Genomic DNA, 15430 nt, shown 5'->3' on the forward strand with positions numbered 1-15430 from the left:
GCTACGAGTCGCCCCATGAGCGACGACGCGCCCGACAGCCTGATTCCCTATGACGAGATCGTCCAGGAGGCGCTGCGCGCCGTGGTCGGCCGGGTGCTGGGGGAGGTGGAGTCGACCGGGATTCTGCCCGGCGAGCATCATTTCTACATCACCTTCAAGACCGCCGCCGCCGGGGTCGACATCCCCCGCCACCTGACCGAGCGCTTCCCCGACGAGATGACGATCGTCATCCAGAACCGTTTCTGGGACCTGAAGGTGCGCGAGGACGGGTTCGAGGTCGGCCTCTCCTTCAACCAGGCGCCGGCCAGGCTGGTCATCCCGTTCGCGGCGATCACCGGCTTCGTCGACCCGGCCGTCAATTTCGCGCTGCAATTCCAGGCCCAGGCCGACGAAAGCGGGCCGCAGGCGCACGAGGAAGCCGAGAACGATCATCCGGGCGCCGAGCCGGTCGAGGACGGATCGAACGTCGTATCGGTGGATTTCAGCCGGAAGAAGTGACGGCCCCAACGGGCTGTCACCCCAGCGAAGGCTGGGGTCTCGTGGAGAAGGGCCGCGACCTCTGGTCCTCCAGCTTTCGCTGGAATGACGATCAGCGGATTGGGAGTGTGTCATGAGCGAGATCACCACCACCCGCACCGAGACGGACAGCTTCGGCCCGATCGAGGTGCCCGCCGACGCTTATTGGGGGGCCCAGACGCAGCGCTCGATCGACAATTTCCCGTTCGGCCAGCGCGAGGCGATGCCGGTCGAGATCGTCCACGCTTTGGGCTTCGTCAAGCAGGCGGCGGCGCGGGTGAACGCGCGCGGCGGCGGCCTCGACGCGCGACTGGCCGAGGCGATCCAGGCGGCGGCGGGCGAGGTGGCGTCCGGCGCGCATGACGACCAATTCCCGCTGGTCATCTGGCAGACCGGATCGGGCACCCAGTCCAACATGAACGCCAACGAGGTGATCGCCGGGCGGGCCAACGAGATCCTGACCGGCCGGCGCGGCGGCAAGAGCCCGGTCCACCCCAACGATCACGTCAATATGGGCCAGTCGTCGAACGACAGTTTCCCGACCGCGCTCCACGTCGCCGCGGCGCGGGCGGCGGCGGCGCGATTGATGCCGGCGCTCACCCGCATGTTCGAGGCGCTGGGCGCCAAGGCCGAAGCGTGGGCGCCTATCGTCAAGATCGGGCGGACGCACCTCCAGGACGCGACGCCGCTGACCCTGGGCCAGGAATTTTCCGGTTATGCGGCGCAACTTTACGCCTGCCGCAACCGCATCGACGGCGCCGTCGCGCACGGCGTCGCCAAGCTGGCGCAGGGCGGAACGGCGGTCGGGACGGGGCTGAACGCGCCCGCCGGCTTCGATCTGGCCATGGCGCGGGAATTGTCGAACCTCACCAGGCTGGACTTTGAGCCGGCCGGCAACAAGTTCGAGGCGCTGGCCTCCAACGACGCGCTCGTCCATTTGTCGGGCGCGCTCAACACGCTGGCGGTGGCGCTGACCAAGATCGCCAACGACATCCGCCTGCTGGGCTCGGGCCCGCGCTGCGGGCTGGGCGAGCTTCGGCTGCCGGAGAACGAGCCGGGCAGCTCGATCATGCCGGGCAAGGTCAACCCGACCCAGGCCGAGATGCTGACCATGGTCGCCGCGCAGGTGATGGGCAACCATGTCGCGGTTACAATCGGCGGCCTGCAGGGGCATCTTGAACTCAACGTGTTCAAGCCGCTGATTGGTGCCAACGTGCTGCGCTCGATCGACCTTCTCTCGACCGCCATGGAGAGCTTTACCGAACGCTGTCTCGACGGGATCGAGCCGGACGAGCGGCGTATCTCGGAACTGCTGAACCGGTCGCTGATGCTGGTGACGGCGCTGGCGCCCGAGATCGGCTACGACAATGCCGCCAAGATCGCCAAATATGCGCACGAGCACAGCCTGACGCTCAAGGAAGCCGGGCTGGAGCTCAAGCTGATCGACGAAGCGCGGTTCGATCAGGTGGTGCGGCCGGAGGACATGACCGGACGCTAGCCCGCTCGACAGGGCGATCCCGGCTGGAACATCGCGCCCGCTCGCTGGTTCATTCCAGCCGAGGCGAATCCTCGTTTCCAGTCATTTTTTTCAGAGAGTCAGATGCTGTTCGATATCGCTGTCGCCGACGCCCCCGTCGGCGAAGACCTCATCCTTGAGCGCCCGCTGACCCGGTGGGGCGTCGATTCGGAATATGGGCGGTTGCTGGATGTGATGGTGTCGCCGCCGCCGCATCTGGAAATCGTTCCCTGCAACAGCATCTCGATCGGCGCGCTGGATCGGGGCATGAGCTGCTGCTCCGACACGGCCGGGCGGCAGCATCGGGCGCTGGTCACGGCGCTCCAGGCGGAGGGCGTGCGCTGCCATGTCGTCCCACCCTCGGAGGATATGCCGGACCTCTCCTTCACCCGCGACGCGGCGTTGATGACGCCCTGGGGGCTCCTCCAACTCAATCCTTCCGCCCCCCATCGCGAGGCGGAGGCGGCGCATGTCCGCGATGCGGCGCGGCAGTGGGGCGTGCCGATGCTGGGCGCCATCGAGGAGGGCAAGATCGAGGGCGGCGACATCTGCATCCTGCGCCCGGGCGTGGTCGTCGTCGGCTGGTCGGGCCAGCGCACCGACGAGGCTGGAGCGAAGGCGCTGGCGCGGATTTTCGAGGATCGCGGATGGACGGCGGTCATCACCCGCTTCGACCCCTATTTCCTCCACCTCGACACCTTGTTCACCATGGTCGGCCAGCGCAGCGCCGCCGCCTGCCTCGAAGCGCTCGACGGCGATTTCGTCGAACGCCTGTGGATGCTGGGCCTCGATTTCGTGCCGGTGACGATCGGCGAAGTGCAGGGTCTGGGCGCCAACCTGGTCAGCCTGGGCGACGAGCGCATCCTTTCCTCGGCCGACAGCAGCCGCATCAATACGGAACTGGCGCGGCGCGGCTACCGCGTGATCGCGGTCGAGATCGACCAGTTCACCCGCTGCGGCGGCGGCATCCACTGCCTGACCCTGCCGCTGGCGCGCCTGCCGGGATGAGCCGACGCCAACGTCAGCGCTAGAGGAGGATGAGATTAGCTCAAACCATCCCCGTTCGGGCTGAGCCTGTCGAAGCCCTGCTCTTTCTAGCCGAAAGAGAAGGACGGCCCCCTTCGACGCCGCCTGCGGCGTCGCTCAGGACAGGCTTCGACAAGCTCAGGGCGAACGGTTCAATACTATCCCATCACGCTTTAACCGCCGCCCTGCCACACCCGCACCGCGTCCACCGGCGCGATCAGCATCAGCACGTTGAGCGTCAGATTGTCGCGGATCGTCCAGAGCGTGAGCAATTCGAATCCGATCGCGATCAGCATCGTCGCCCAGACCGGCAGGCGGCGGGCGGCGAGGAATCCCAAGGTCATCCAGCCTATGTCCGCCATGCTGTTCAGCACGCTGTCGCCATTATAGCCGAAGGCGAAGGTCGCCTCGCGATAGCGGTCGATGATCCACTGGCTGTTCTCGAGCAACTCCCACGCCGCTTCGATCGCGACCGCGGCGAGGAGGCGGTCGCCATAGGGGTTGCGGCGGAGGAACAGCCAGCCCAGCCCGTAAAAGAGGAAGCCGTGGATGATGTGGCTGGGCGTGTACCAGTCGGCGATATGCTGGCTGTTGTCGGCGCTCTGCACCGCGCCGGTCCACAATTTCACCTCGCCGCACGCGCAGATGAGCGGACGGCCCATCAGAAGAAGGACTACGGCGGTGGCCAGCGCCAGCCCCAGCGCGATCATCCAGTAACGGCGTTCGATCAGCGGCATTTTCGGTTTCCCCCTCGTCCGATCCTCTCTTGACGCATCGCCACCGCCCACGCCAGTAGCGCCCATGGCGACCAGCAATCAGCTCAAGCGGCGCGGCCTTCTTTTCGTGCTCTCCAGCCCCAGCGGCGCCGGCAAGACCACGATCGCGCGGATGCTCCTCGACCAGGACAGCGGGATCTCGCTGTCCGTCTCCGCGACGACGCGGCCAATGCGCGAAGGCGAGGTCGACGGGCGCGATTATCATTTCGTGACCGACGCCGAATTCGACCGGATGGTCGAGAGCGGCCAGTTCCTGGAATGGGCCCATGTGTTCGGACAGCGCTACGGCACGCTGGAAAACGAGGTGCGCAAGTCAATCGACGCGGGCTGCGACGTGCTGCTCGACATCGACTGGCAGGGGACGCAGCAATTGAAGCAAGTCGATCCCGACATCGTCCGCGTCTTCATTCTGCCGCCGTCCATGGCGGAGCTGGAGCGGCGGCTGCGCGCGCGCGGCACCGACAGCGACGAGGTGATCGCGAGCCGCATGGAGCGCGCCGCGGCCGAGATCAGCCACTGGGCCGAATATGATTATGTCCTCGTCAACGAGGACAAGGACGCCTGCCTCGGCAAGGTCCACGCCGTCCTGGAGGCGGAGCGGCTGAAGGCGACGCGGCGGATCGGCCTGCATGATTTCGTGCGCGGCCTGATCGGCTGAGGCCTTTTGCTTCCCCTCGCGTTTCGGAGTAGCTTCGAGCGACACAGGATAAGGGGAAGAGCGATGATGGGACGGGCAATTATCGGCGCATTCGCGGCGGCGGTCGCGATGTTCATCCTGGGCTTCCTCTTTTTCGCGACGCCGATCTCCCATCTGGGCTTCAAGAACCTGCCCGATGCGCAGGCGGCCTCCGTCCAGGGCGTGCTCGCCCAGAACCTGCCGGAAACCGCGACCTATTCCGTTCCGTCGGGAACGACATCGTCCCAGACGATCCTCTACGGCCGCGGGCCGATAGCGACGATCCATTACAATGTCGCCGGCTATCCGATCGGCGACGGCGCGACGATGATCGCGGGCTTCGTCCACATGCTGGTGGTGACTTTGCTGATGGCGGCGGGGCTCTATCTGGTCTCGCGCCACATCGCGAGCTTCGCGGAGCGGGCGAAGCTGCTCGTCCTCGGCGTCCTCGGCACCACCATCTTCATGCGATTGGGCGAGCCGATCTGGTATCATCACGACTGGGGCAACGCCATTTACCTGTTCGTCGCCGACACCGTCTCGCTGATCGTCGCCGGTGTCATCATCCTCAAATTGCTGCCCGCCGCGGTCTATGATCGCGCCGGCCACCGTCCGCCCAGCGACGTCTAGATCAAGGTGAGGAACCGATAGGCGGCGGCGAAATCGTGGCGGCGCGCCTCCAGGGCGGCGGCGGCTTCCGCGTCCTCGCCCCATTGCTCCGCCTGCCACGCCTCGTCGAGCGTCGCCGCTGACCAGGCCCTGTCGAGGTCGATCGCCTCCTCCGCGAGCGCCAGCGCGACGATCAGCGAGCCGCCGATGGTGACGATGGGCGACAAACCGGCGAGCGCGAACGGGTCGCGGGCGGCAACGGCGTGGGCGAGCTGGCGCAAGGTCGCTTCATACTGGGGCCGGTGCATGATGCCGCACACGATCTCGAAATCTACGTCGAAGCGGCGGCGCGCCCAGGCGAGGAGCGGATCCCATAACTCGGCCTGGCGCGCGACCAGGCTGGAAGGACCTTCGGCGCGGTAGCAGAGGAGGTCGTTCTCGCCATAAGCGGCGAGGCCGCGCGCAAAGCTTTCGGCGTCGGGCGCGACGCGGTCGATCGCGGCATTGGCGAGGCCGGTGAGCGGCATCGAGCGCGGATCGACCTTCTCGCCCTGCGCATTCCATTCCTCGGCGACCGCCCGGGCGAGCGGCTCCGTGGGAAGCAGCAGCGGCCGGCGCGCCGGCGTCTTCACCGCCCGCTCGTCGAGCAAGATCTCGAAACCTCCTTGCGCGGCGCGGAGCGTGGCGTGACTGTAGAAGCGCGTCATTCCACGGGCGGCGTCCGCCACTTCCTGGCCAACGCCCTGGGGGCGCCGAAGCTCGCTACCAGGCCGACCGCGACCATGGGTATGCCGACCAGCGGCCAGCCGCCCTCCCGCGCCAGATCGCCCTGCCAGACGAGCAGGCCGACCAGGACCACTACCGTGCCGGCGATCCGCGCGAGGTTCATCAGGATGAAGCGGTTGCGCCACATCGCCCTGTCTTCGTGGGGTGTCATGCGAGAGCCTTTATCAGTTCGAGGATGTCGGACGGGTGATCCGCCACATGGTGGGCGCCGGCGTCGCGCAGTTCACCGGCTTCGTGATAGCCCCAGGCGACGCCAATCGCGGTCACTCCGGCGGCGCGGGCCATGGCCATGTCGTAGCTGGTGTCGCCGATCATGATCGTGGTCGCGCGATCGGCGCCCGCATCGGCCATGGCCTGTTCGACCATGGACGGGTGCGGCTTGGAGGGGTGGCGGTCGGCGGTCTGGAGGGTGACGAAGCGGCGGGAGAGCCCGTGATGGGCAAGGCAGAGGCCGAGCCCCCGGTCGGACTTGCCGGTGGCGATGCCGAGCAGCCATCCATCGGTTTCGAGCGCGTCGATCAGATCGGCGACACCCTCGTAAAGCGGCTCGTCGACGAGCCCCTGCCCGCGCAGCCGGTGGAAGGCGAGCTTGTAATCCTCGGCCAGGGTGACGTGGAATTCGGGATCGGCCTCGGGCAGCATCGCCCGCATCGCCTCGACCAGGCTGAGCCCGACCACGCGGCGCGCTCTCTCGCGGCAGGGCGCCGCCAATCCTGCCCGCGCGAAGCAATCCTCCATCGCCAGGCAGATATTGATCTGGCTGTCGACGAGCGTGCCGTCGCAGTCGAAGATGGCGAGGCGGTTCATCGCGCCGCCTCTCCCGCCATCAGGTCCGCCATCTCCGCCCGCCCCGCCGCGCGCAGGCCACCGACTGCCCCCTCCAGCTCCGCCGGCTCCTTGTTCTGACCGAGCTTGCGGGTGCCGCGCAGGTCGTCGATCGCAAGCTCGTAGCCGACGATCGCCTTCGCCAGCGCCTCGAAGCGGCCGGGAGACATCTTGCCGCGAGTCCAGGGAGGCTTGGGCGCCAGGCGCGCCTCATGAGCCTCGCTCAGGGCGTCGGCCTGGGCGACCAGCTCGTCACCGCTCAGGCGACGCAGCCGCCCCTCGGCCTCGACCGCGACATAGTTCCAGGTCGGCACCTGGTCGGGCGTCCCGTACCAGTCCGGACTAATATAGGCGTCGGGACCGAGGCAGGAGAGAAGGGCGACGGCGCCGTCGAGGACCGGCGAAGCCCGGTTGCCGCGCGCGACGTGGAAGAGAAGACGGTCCGGCGCCGCCACGACCACGGGCACATGGAGGACATGGCCGCCCTGGCCCGTAGCGACGAAGAGGGTGCAGAAAGCGGTGTCGGCGATGAAGGCGAGCATTTCGTCCCGGTCGTTCCAGGCGAAGGCGCGGTTCGGGTGCATCAGCCCCGCCCCCTGCCGCGCCGCTCGCCCTTGCGCTCCTTGCGCTTCGCCTTGGCGACGGCGCTGGCGGCCTTGCGCTTGCCTTCGGGTGTCTCGGAATATTTCACGTCATCGAGCGGCAGGTCGCCGAGCTCCAGATCGAAGCCGAGCGAGGCCATGCTCTCGGCGAGATGGGCGGGAAGCTCGGCGGTCACGTCGACGCGGCCGCCATCGGGATGATCGATGCGCAGGCGCCGGGCATGGAGGTGGAGCTTGCGGCTGATGCTGCCGGTGAGGAAGGAATCCTGGCCGCCATATTTGCCGTCGCCGACGATCGGATGGCCGACCGCCGCCATGTGGACGCGGAGCTGGTGGGTGCGGCCGGTATGGGGCTGGAGCTCGACCCAGGCGGCGCGGTTGCCGGCGCGCTCGATGACCCGGTAACGGGTGCGCGAAGGCAGGCCCGCGTCGCTTTCGTCGACATGCATCTTCTCGCCGCCCGTGCCCGGCTGCTTGCCGAGCGGCAGGTCGATGAAGCCGTCCTTCACTTCGGGCACGCCGACCACCAGCGCCCAATAGACCTTGCGGGCGGTGCGGCCCGAGAAGGATTTGGAGAAGAAGGCGGCGGCGCGCGGGGTGCGGGCGAGGAGCAGCACGCCCGACGTATCCTTGTCGAGCCGGTGGACGAGCTTGGGCCGCTCGCCGCGCTCATTGGCGAGGCCGTCGAGCAGGCCGTCCAGATGCGTGCTCGTCTTGGTTCCGCCCTGCGTGGCGAGGCCGGGCGGCTTGTTGACGACGATCGCGGCCGGATCGCGGTGAATCACCATCTCGTTCACATAAGCGATCTCGTCCTCGCTCAGCCTTGGCCGTTCGACGCGCGGCTTCGGCGCGGCCGGCGCTTCGGCGGGAGGGACGCGGATGACCTGGCCGGCCTCGATCCTGTCGCCGGGCGCGGCGCGCTTGCCGTCGAGGCGGAGCTGGCCGGTGCGGGACCAGCGCGAGACGATGTTGAAGCTGGCGTCGGGCAAATGGCGCTTGAACCAGCGGTCGAGTCGGATGCCGTCATCCTCGACCGAGACGGTGAACTGGCGGACCTGGTCGCTGGCGGCGGTCTCGTTCATGCCGTCGCCCTCGCCAGCCAGAAGCCGATGAAGAGCAGCATCACCGACCCCGCAACGGAGGAGACCGCATAAGCCGCCGCCACGATCAATTCTCCGCGCTGGATCATCTGCGCGGCCTCGAGGCTGAAGGCGGAAAAGGTGGTGAAGCCGCCGAGCATCCCGACGCCGAGAAAGAGGAGCAGGGGATCGTCGACCGGCCCGTCACGGAGCGCAATGCCCGCGAGCAGGCCCATCAACAGGCCGCCGAGCAGGTTGGCGATCCAGGTCCCCCAGGGGAAGGCGGCGCCCATCTGCTCGAGCGCCACGCGGCTCAGATGATAGCGGAAGCCGGCGCCGATCGCGCCGCCCAGCATGACGAGGAAGAGATTGGGCATCGGCCGCGATGTAGCGGCCGCGTGGCGAGTTCGCCAGTGGGCGAGTTCCCCTTGGCCGATCCGAGAGGGCCTAGCCGCCGTTGCTGGCGATCACGGCCACGTCCGAGCCCGCCCCCTTGGGCGTAACGATCAGGTAGAAGGCGTCACCGCCTTTCTTGTCGACGCCGGCGAGGATGAGGTCGCCGCCGCGGACCTGTCGTTCGGACGAATAGCCGGCGCCCACCGCCCTCGCCTGATACCAGTCCAGCACGTTGCGCGGCGCGGCCTCCGTGACGAAGGTCGCCACGCGGCACACGCCGCCTTTGTTGCCGGCGGCTTCCGTGAGGCGGGCGCCGGGATAGACGGGGAGAGCGGCGGGCAGCCGCTTCGCCCAGCCGGGATTGTAATCGAACGGCGCCGCGCAGGCGCCCGCGCTCGGCCCCGGCATCCAATCCGCTCCGGCCGACGCGGCCGCCGGCGCCGGATAAGGCGCCTGGACAGGACTCTCCGGCGGACGGACGGAATTGCGGTTGGACTGCTGCGACAGGGTCGGATCGACCAGTATCTGATCCTCCAGCGCGCTGGTGAGCGCCGGATCGGCGTCGTTTCCGACGATCTGGTTGTCGAGACTGGCGAGCTCCGTCTCGTCGGAGGCCGACCCGCAGGCGGCGAGCATCATCACCGCGATCAGGATGGCGGGACGCAAGGGAAAGGCGATGCGGTGGTACATAACGGCTCCTCGAGTGGCCCTCATCATGCCGCAAAATCGAAGGCGGTGGGTGAGGAGACGTGGTTAATCCGCAGCTTCGGCACCGCCTGTGCCATTATCGGACTGCCAGAAGGCGAAAGTTTCCGCCTGCACGGCGGCGATGAAGCACGCCGCCTCCGGCCCTTCCCAAAGCCCCTTATAGCCGCGCGACCGGCCGCCGCCCGCGACCCACCATCCCTGGCCGGGGAGACCGTCGGCCTGCCGGACGACCAGCACCGCTAGCTCGGGCTCGCCGCGAATGGCGCCCTCGTCGTCGATCCTCCCCAGGATGACGCAGAGCTGGCGCATCTTCGGGCGCGAAAAGGCATAGCCGAGCCGTTCGAGAAGCTCGGAATAAGTCAGCGCCGTGCCGGCCCGCGCGGCGGCGACGAGATAAGCGCGGACTTCCTCCGGCTCGGCGAGCATCAGCCCGCGTCGCTGAAGACCAGCCGGCCGTCGGTGCCGCCGCCGCTCGCCGGCGACAGGCGAACGGTGAAGGGGTCGCCATCCTCCTTCTGAGTCCCGCGGATGACGGTGTCGTCGCCTTCCCGGCCGGCGGAGGCGATGGTCAGGACTGCCGCGCGGGCGGGGTCGCGATACCAGGCGGCGATCTTGTCCGGCGCGTCGGCGCTGGCGAATCGGAGCTCGACCGCGCCGCGGTCGCGACCGTCGCTGCGCTCGCCGGCCTCGATATGCAGGCCGCTGAGGCTCGACCCCGGATAGAGGATGTCGCTGTCGCTCTCCACCTCGGCCCGTTCGGCCAGGCCGTCGGGAATGTCGAACTTGAGGTCGAAGCCGGGCGCGTTGATCGAGAATTGCCCTTCCTCGGCCTTGCCCTCGGCGGAGATTTCCTCCCGGGCGCCATCGGCGTCGGCGGTGGGCGCGGCGGCATCCTCCTTGCCGATCTTGGCCTCGCAGGCGGCGAGCAGCGAAGCGGCGCACAAGGCGGCGACGAAACTGGTCCTGTTCACGATTCTCTCCCTCCCTTCGGATTGCGGGCGGAGCTTAGCTCATGGCGTGACCGGAACCAATTCGAACACGTCGAGCGTCGATTCGCGGCGCGGCCAGGGAATGACGAGGCGGTAGCGGAAAGGGGCGACCCGTTCGACCACGCCGGCCATGTCGCGCTGGGGATCCTCCCCATAAGGAAGCGGCGCGTCCTCGTCGCCCAGCTCCAGGGTTCCGAGGAAGATATGGCGCTCGTCGCTCTCCGGATAGATGCGTCCGGCCGGTCGCTGGGACCCCGTCTGCTTGACGATGATGAGGACATCATCCTCGGCCTCGACGTAGCAGAAGAAGGGCTTGTAGGCGATGTAGGCGAGGTCGCGGGAGCCTTGGGTGCCGATCTTGATGACCCGGCAATGATAGGAACCGGGAGGCGGCGCGGCGCGCGGCAAAGCGGCGTCCGGATCGAGCAATTCGCCCTCGTCGGTGATCGCACCCTTGAAGCCGCGCGATCGCGCCTCGGCGAGCGCGGCGGTCCAGGCCGATTCGAGCCGGGCGATCCGGTCCTGGTCGGCCGCGCTCGCGACGCTCCGCCATCCGCTCTCGTCGACGGGCACGGCCTCCACCGACACGGTCGCCGGCGGCTCCGCGATCCGCGCGCAGGCGCTCATCAGGATCAGGCCCGCCATCGGCAGGACAAATGCGTTCTTCGACATGCTCTTCCCCACAAAGACGCGCTGAGCCGACCATGAAGGCGGCCGGCTGCACAAGAATAATAAGTCGTTAAGCGGACGAAATGTTCCTGCCGTGGGCCGGACGGCCTCGCGCGCCGTCGCGGCGGCCCGGACGGCTTGTCGTCGCGCCACCGCTGCTCTAGGCGCGCGCCATGACCGACGATCATGCGCGCACCCGTGCCGGCCTCCTGCTGGGGCTCGGCGCCTATTTGCTGTGGGGCGTGCTTCCGCTCTATTTCAAGGCGCTCGCCAGCCTGCTGCCGACCGAGATCGTCGCCCACCGGATCATCTGGTCGCTGATCTTCCTGGCAGTGCTCGCCACTTTATGGCGGCGCTGGCCGGGCATCGGCGCCGGCCTCCGCTCGCCGCGCCTCATGGCGATCCTGGCGCTGACCGCGACCCTGATCGCGGCCAACTGGCTCATCTACGTCTGGGCGGTGCTCAACGGACACGTGCTGGAGGGCAGCCTCGGTTACTATCTCAACCCCCTGGTCAACGTGCTGCTCGGCGTCGTGCTGCTCAAGGAGAAATTGACCCGGGCGCAGATGGCGGCGGTGGGGCTGGCGGCGGCCGGCGTCGCGGTGCTCGCGTTCGGCGCCGGCGACGCCTTGTGGATCAGCCTCGCGCTCGCGGCGAGCTTCGCCTCCTACGGATTCCTGCGCAAGGTGGCGCCGGTCGAATCGCTGGAGGGGCTTTCGATCGAGACCGCCTTGCTTGCGCCGGTGGCGCTCGGCTGGGTGCTCTGGCTGGAAGGGACTGGACAGGGCGGCCTCGGCGCCGATGCGATGACGACGACCTTGCTGGTGCTGGCCGGCGCCGCGACCGCCATCCCGCTCCTGCTATTCACCGCGGCGGCGAAAAGGCTGCCTTATTCGACGCTGGGCTTCCTCCAATATGTCGCGCCGTCGATCCAGTTCCTGCTCGCCGTGCTGGTGTTCGGGGAGGAACTGACCAGCGCGCATCTCGCCTGTTTCGGCGCGATCTGGGCGGCGCTGATTATCTTCGCCTGGGAGGGGTTCCGCACCGGCCGGGCGGCGGCGCGGACCCGGCGCGCCCAGGCGGACAAAGCCGCCGCTTGCGTCGAGCCGTGCAGCGTTCCATGATGGGCGAATGCTGAACCTCGTCTCCATCTTCATCGGCGCGGTCGCCCTGCTGCTCGCGATCATCGCCTTCGTGCCCCTGCTCGGCTGGGCCAACTGGCTGATCATCCCATTGGCGCTGGTCGGCGCCGGGATCGGAGTCATCTCGAAGCAGAAGAGCGGACGCAATCTCAACCTGTTGGTCATCGTGATCGGGATCCTCCGCCTGATGCTCGGCGGCGGCATCATCTGAACCCTATCGGCCGGGCGGCTCCTGTCGCGCGTAGCGGAGCGTCGTCCCCTTCCAGTCCACGTCCAGGCCCTCCGCGGTGATCGCGGCCGGCACCGCCTGGAAGTCGGCCTTGCCGACATCGTTGGCCTCGAACCGGAAGCGAAGCGCGGTGACGTCCTCGGCGACGGGAAAGCGCTCGGAGACGAAGCCGTAAATCTCGCTGCCGAGGAACATCGCCACGATCCTGCGCGCCGGATCGGGCTCGAAACGATATTCGCCGCCTTGGATGAAGCCCGACTCCCGGCTGCCGTCGGAATATTCCGCGGCCACGTCGAGATTGCCGGCGGGTTTTCCGCGGTCGTTCGTCACTTCGATCCGAAGGCCGGGGATATCGCTGTCGCCGGCTCCTGTCTGGATGAAGCGGGGCGGCACCACCGGGGGGTCGCTGGTGAGGACGAGCCGGTCGCCGTGCCGCGTCCAGCGCCCCTCGCCGACAAGATCGAGCGCGCCTTGCGAAAAGCCCCACTGGAATCGGTCGCCGGGCCCCAGGATCAAGGTCGAGGCCGTCTCCGGCATGTCGAGCTGATAAATGCCCTCGACCGTGGCCACGGCCGGCGAGACGGCGAGCCATGCGGCCGCGAGCACGGCCCCGGTCATGACCCATCCTCCTTCGGCCGCATCGCCTCGCCGAGGGCGGCGGCGATGGTTTCGAGGCGGTAGGGTTTGTAAACGACCGGCAGACCGCCGCTGCCCGAAGTGGCGATGCGGTCGCTGAAGCCGGTGGTGAGGATGACCGGAAGCTCCGGGCGCTGCTCGTGGAGCCGCTCGGCAAGCTCGAGGCCGCTCATCTCCGGCATGACGACATCGGTGAAGACGGCGTCGATCCGCGCCTCGGCGGCGAGGCGGAGCGCCTCCGCGCCCGATCGGGCGCGGATGACGGTGTGGCCGAGCTCCCCAAGCAATGTCTCGGCGAAGGCGCCGACATCCTCATTGTCGTCGACGACGAGGACGCAGCCGGTAGCGGCGCAGGTCCGCACCTGCTGCTCGCGCGCCGCTTCGCCGGTCGCCGCCTCGCGCTCGCTGCATGGAAGGAGGATGGTGATCGTGCTGCCTTCTCCCGCCACGCTGTCGATGAACACGTCGCCTCCCGACTGGGTAGCGAATCCATAGACCTGGCTGAGGCCGAGGCCTGTGCCCTTGCCGACGCCCTTGGTGGTGAAGAAGGGTTCGAACACCCGCGCCTGCGTCTCCGGGTCTATGCCCTCGCCGGTATCGGAGATCGCCAGCAGGAGCGCCCGTCCCCGTTCCGCATTTTCCTCCGCGTCGGTCGTGCGAATGGTGAGGGTGCCGCCGTCGGGCATGGCGTCGCGGGCGTTGACGGCGATGTTGAGGACGGCCGATTCGAGCTGGGTCGGATCGACCTCCGCCGGACACAAATCGGACGCCAGGTCGAGACTGATCTGGATTCGCTCGCCGAGCGTGCGATCGAGCAGATCGGCCATGCCGAGTATCTGCTCGTTGAGGTCGAGCACCTCGGGCCGCAGCGGCTGGCGACGGGCGAAGGCGAGGAGCTGGCTGGTGAGCGCGGCGGCGCGGCCCGCCGTTTGGGCGATCGCACCGGCGAAGCGGATGCGCGTTTCCTCCGTCAGGTTCGGGCGCTGGAGGATATCGGCCGAGCCCTGAATCACGGTTAGCAGATTGTTGAAGTCGTGCGCGATGCCGCCGGTGAGCTGGCCCAGCGCCTGCATCTTCTGCGCCTGGCGAAGCTGCTCCTCGGCCTTGGCGCGCTCCTCGATCTGGATCTCCAGCTCGCGATTCGCCTCGGCAAGCGCGCTCGCGCGCTCGGCCAGCTCGCGATTGACCCGGCGAAGCGCGGTATGGGCGATGCCGAGCACGCCCACCACCAAGGCCGTCATGACGACGAACAGCGCGATCAGCGCATAGCGCGTGAGCCTCCGCGACAGCGGCTCGGGAACGACCGACAGGCTGACCGTGCCGATTCTCGTCCCGTCCCGAGCGACCGGCGCGGCGGCAATCGCGATGCTGCCCTCGGGCGGCAGGATTTCGGCGAGCGTGGGAGGCAATGTCGTCCCCGACCGCTGGAATCCGGCGAACAAAACGCCCTCCCCGTCATAGACGGCGGCGGACCGGATTTGCGGGTTCACGCGCAATGCGTTGACCGATTCCTGGGCGGCCGCGGCATCGGCGAAATCGAGCGCGGCGGTGACGCTGGCGGCGAGTATCTCGGCCTGGACCCGCGCCTCCCTGACCTTCTGCTCGCGATAGGCGCTCTCGCTCTGGAAGATGATGCCGAGCCCGGCCAGCAGCAGCAAGGCGGCCATCAGGCCGGCGGCGGCCGGGACCGATCGCCAGCCCCGGGCGAGGCGGTTGAACGGCCTCACGAACTCTGCCTCACGCTGAGCGCGATGCCGAGCAGCCGTGAGCTGATCGAAAGATGGCTGCGCGCGGCCGAGACGGCGTCGACATGGAATCCGACGCGGCCGTCGACGATCGCGAAATGGACCATGCCGCGCGCCGAACCGTCGCGGGCATCGGTAACGGTCAGCACCGGCTTGTCGCGCAGGCCGGCCAGCAGCTGCGCGGTGGACCGTCCCGTCCGGCCGCGCACGAAGGCGATATGGCAGTTCGAGGCGCCGTCGACGCCGGCAAGTCGGCGCACGACCACCGGATTGTCGCCGATGCGCTGCCCCGCCACAGCATCGTCAATCACCTCGCCGAAGGGATCGCTGCCGATGATGCACAATTGGATCGGCGTGCCCGCCGCCGGTCGCGCCCCGGGTGGCCATTCGACGTAGCGGGCGAACTTGGGAAGAAAGGCCGCCTTGACGGAGGTTTCGAGCGGCTGCGCCGAAACCGGCTGCGCGAGAGCGAGCAGGAGCAGGCCCGGAAGCATCCGGGTTGCCG

21 protein-coding genes are annotated in these 15430 nt (G+C 68.2%); 7 read left to right on the forward strand and 14 right to left on the reverse strand.

Annotated elements, in window-relative coordinates; translation table 11 throughout:
- Positions 1–15 precede the first annotated feature (15 nt).
- From ACFQRC_RS06760 to ACFQRC_RS06770, 3 genes are all read left to right on the forward strand, one after another.
- Complete coding sequence (locus tag ACFQRC_RS06760; RefSeq protein WP_379959245.1) at positions 16–498, forward strand: SspB family protein; 483 nt, start codon at positions 16–18, stop codon at positions 496–498.
- 112 nt (positions 499–610) lie between these two features.
- The gene (gene fumC / locus ACFQRC_RS06765) at positions 611–2014 is read left to right on the forward strand and encodes a class II fumarate hydratase (protein WP_379959248.1); all 1404 of its coding nucleotides are present in this window, start codon (positions 611–613) and stop codon (positions 2012–2014) included.
- Positions 2015–2116: 102 nt separating this feature from the next.
- Positions 2117–3040 carry a dimethylarginine dimethylaminohydrolase family protein gene (locus ACFQRC_RS06770; protein WP_379959250.1) on the forward strand — a complete coding sequence of 308 codons (924 nt, stop codon included), beginning with the start codon at positions 2117–2119 and terminating at the stop codon, positions 3038–3040.
- A gap of 191 nt (positions 3041–3231) precedes the next feature.
- Here ACFQRC_RS06770 and ACFQRC_RS06775 read toward each other — a convergent pair whose 3' ends face one another.
- Positions 3232–3768, reverse strand: coding sequence for a DUF2585 domain-containing protein (locus ACFQRC_RS06775; protein WP_379960409.1), 537 nt, complete (start codon positions 3766–3768; stop codon positions 3232–3234).
- A 91-nt stretch (positions 3769–3859) separates the two neighbouring features.
- Between ACFQRC_RS06775 and gmk the strand changes: the two genes are divergently transcribed.
- The gene (gene gmk, locus ACFQRC_RS06780) at positions 3860–4492 is read left to right on the forward strand and encodes a guanylate kinase (RefSeq protein WP_379959252.1); all 633 of its coding nucleotides are present in this window, start codon (positions 3860–3862) and stop codon (positions 4490–4492) included.
- Positions 4493–4555: 63 nt separating this feature from the next.
- The gene (locus ACFQRC_RS06785) at positions 4556–5140 is read left to right on the forward strand and encodes a hypothetical protein (protein WP_379959254.1); all 585 of its coding nucleotides are present in this window, start codon (positions 4556–4558) and stop codon (positions 5138–5140) included.
- Here the strand turns inward: ACFQRC_RS06785 and ACFQRC_RS06790 are convergent.
- From ACFQRC_RS06790 to ACFQRC_RS06835, 10 genes are all read right to left on the reverse strand, one after another.
- Positions 5137–5847, reverse strand: coding sequence for an ATP12 family chaperone protein (locus tag ACFQRC_RS06790; protein ID WP_379959256.1), 711 nt, complete (start codon positions 5845–5847; stop codon positions 5137–5139). The two genes, ACFQRC_RS06785 and ACFQRC_RS06790, sit on opposite strands and share 4 nt — an antisense overlap.
- On the reverse strand, positions 5823–6056 hold the full coding sequence (locus ACFQRC_RS06795) for a hypothetical protein (protein ID WP_379959258.1): 234 nt from the start codon (positions 6054–6056) through the stop codon (positions 5823–5825). Before ACFQRC_RS06795 ends, ACFQRC_RS06790 begins: the two co-directional genes overlap by 25 nt.
- Positions 6053–6712, reverse strand: coding sequence for an HAD-IA family hydrolase (locus ACFQRC_RS06800; protein ID WP_379959260.1), 660 nt, complete (start codon positions 6710–6712; stop codon positions 6053–6055). The genes ACFQRC_RS06795 and ACFQRC_RS06800 overlap by 4 nt, the downstream gene beginning before the upstream one ends.
- Entirely contained in the window at positions 6709–7314 is a 606-nt protein-coding gene (locus ACFQRC_RS06805; RefSeq protein ID WP_379959262.1) for an FMN-binding negative transcriptional regulator, read from the reverse strand. Before ACFQRC_RS06805 ends, ACFQRC_RS06800 begins: the two co-directional genes overlap by 4 nt.
- Positions 7314–8414 carry an RluA family pseudouridine synthase gene (locus ACFQRC_RS06810; RefSeq protein WP_379959264.1) on the reverse strand — a complete coding sequence of 367 codons (1101 nt, stop codon included), beginning with the start codon at positions 8412–8414 and terminating at the stop codon, positions 7314–7316. The genes ACFQRC_RS06805 and ACFQRC_RS06810 overlap by 1 nt, the downstream gene beginning before the upstream one ends.
- A complete protein-coding gene (gene crcB / locus ACFQRC_RS06815; protein WP_379959266.1) occupies positions 8411–8788 on the reverse strand; it encodes a fluoride efflux transporter CrcB in 378 nt (125 codons plus the stop codon). The genes ACFQRC_RS06810 and crcB overlap by 4 nt, the downstream gene beginning before the upstream one ends.
- Positions 8789–8858: 70 nt before the next feature.
- Complete coding sequence (locus ACFQRC_RS06820; protein ID WP_379959268.1) at positions 8859–9497, reverse strand: hypothetical protein; 639 nt, start codon at positions 9495–9497, stop codon at positions 8859–8861.
- Between the two features lie 63 nt (positions 9498–9560).
- Entirely contained in the window at positions 9561–9941 is a 381-nt protein-coding gene (locus tag ACFQRC_RS06825) for a hypothetical protein (protein WP_379959270.1), read from the reverse strand.
- The gene (locus ACFQRC_RS06830) at positions 9941–10486 is read right to left on the reverse strand and encodes a hypothetical protein (protein WP_379959272.1); all 546 of its coding nucleotides are present in this window, start codon (positions 10484–10486) and stop codon (positions 9941–9943) included. The genes ACFQRC_RS06825 and ACFQRC_RS06830 overlap by 1 nt, the downstream gene beginning before the upstream one ends.
- A gap of 39 nt (positions 10487–10525) precedes the next feature.
- A complete protein-coding gene (locus ACFQRC_RS06835) occupies positions 10526–11176 on the reverse strand; it encodes a DUF4893 domain-containing protein (protein WP_379959274.1) in 651 nt (216 codons plus the stop codon).
- 170 nt (positions 11177–11346) lie between these two features.
- Between ACFQRC_RS06835 and rarD the strand changes: the two genes are divergently transcribed.
- Positions 11347–12297 (forward strand): EamA family transporter RarD, encoded by a 951-nt coding sequence (gene rarD, locus ACFQRC_RS06840; protein ID WP_379959277.1) that lies wholly within the window; start codon positions 11347–11349, stop codon positions 12295–12297.
- Between the two features lie 7 nt (positions 12298–12304).
- Entirely contained in the window at positions 12305–12526 is a 222-nt protein-coding gene (locus ACFQRC_RS06845; protein WP_379959280.1) for a hypothetical protein, read from the forward strand.
- 3 nt (positions 12527–12529) lie between these two features.
- On the opposite strand, the gene ACFQRC_RS06850 is transcribed toward ACFQRC_RS06845, so the two are convergent.
- The 3 genes from ACFQRC_RS06850 to ACFQRC_RS06860 are packed head-to-tail and all read right to left on the reverse strand — an operon-like array spanning position 12530 to position 15419.
- Positions 12530–13162 (reverse strand): hypothetical protein, encoded by a 633-nt coding sequence (locus ACFQRC_RS06850; protein WP_379959282.1) that lies wholly within the window; start codon positions 13160–13162, stop codon positions 12530–12532.
- Positions 13159–14907, reverse strand: a complete 1749-nt coding sequence (locus ACFQRC_RS06855; protein ID WP_379959284.1) for an ATP-binding protein — start codon at positions 14905–14907, stop codon at positions 13159–13161. The genes ACFQRC_RS06850 and ACFQRC_RS06855 overlap by 4 nt, the downstream gene beginning before the upstream one ends.
- Positions 14904–15419: a YfiR family protein gene (locus tag ACFQRC_RS06860; protein ID WP_379959286.1), complete on the reverse strand. Its 516-nt coding sequence runs from the start codon at positions 15417–15419 to the stop codon at positions 14904–14906. The genes ACFQRC_RS06855 and ACFQRC_RS06860 overlap by 4 nt, the downstream gene beginning before the upstream one ends.
- Between the last annotated feature and the right edge of the window lie 11 nt (positions 15420–15430).

The sequence above is a fragment of the Enterovirga sp. GCM10030262 genome, from assembly GCF_042666435.1.
Lineage (GTDB): Bacteria > Pseudomonadota > Alphaproteobacteria > Sphingomonadales > Sphingomonadaceae > Allosphingosinicella.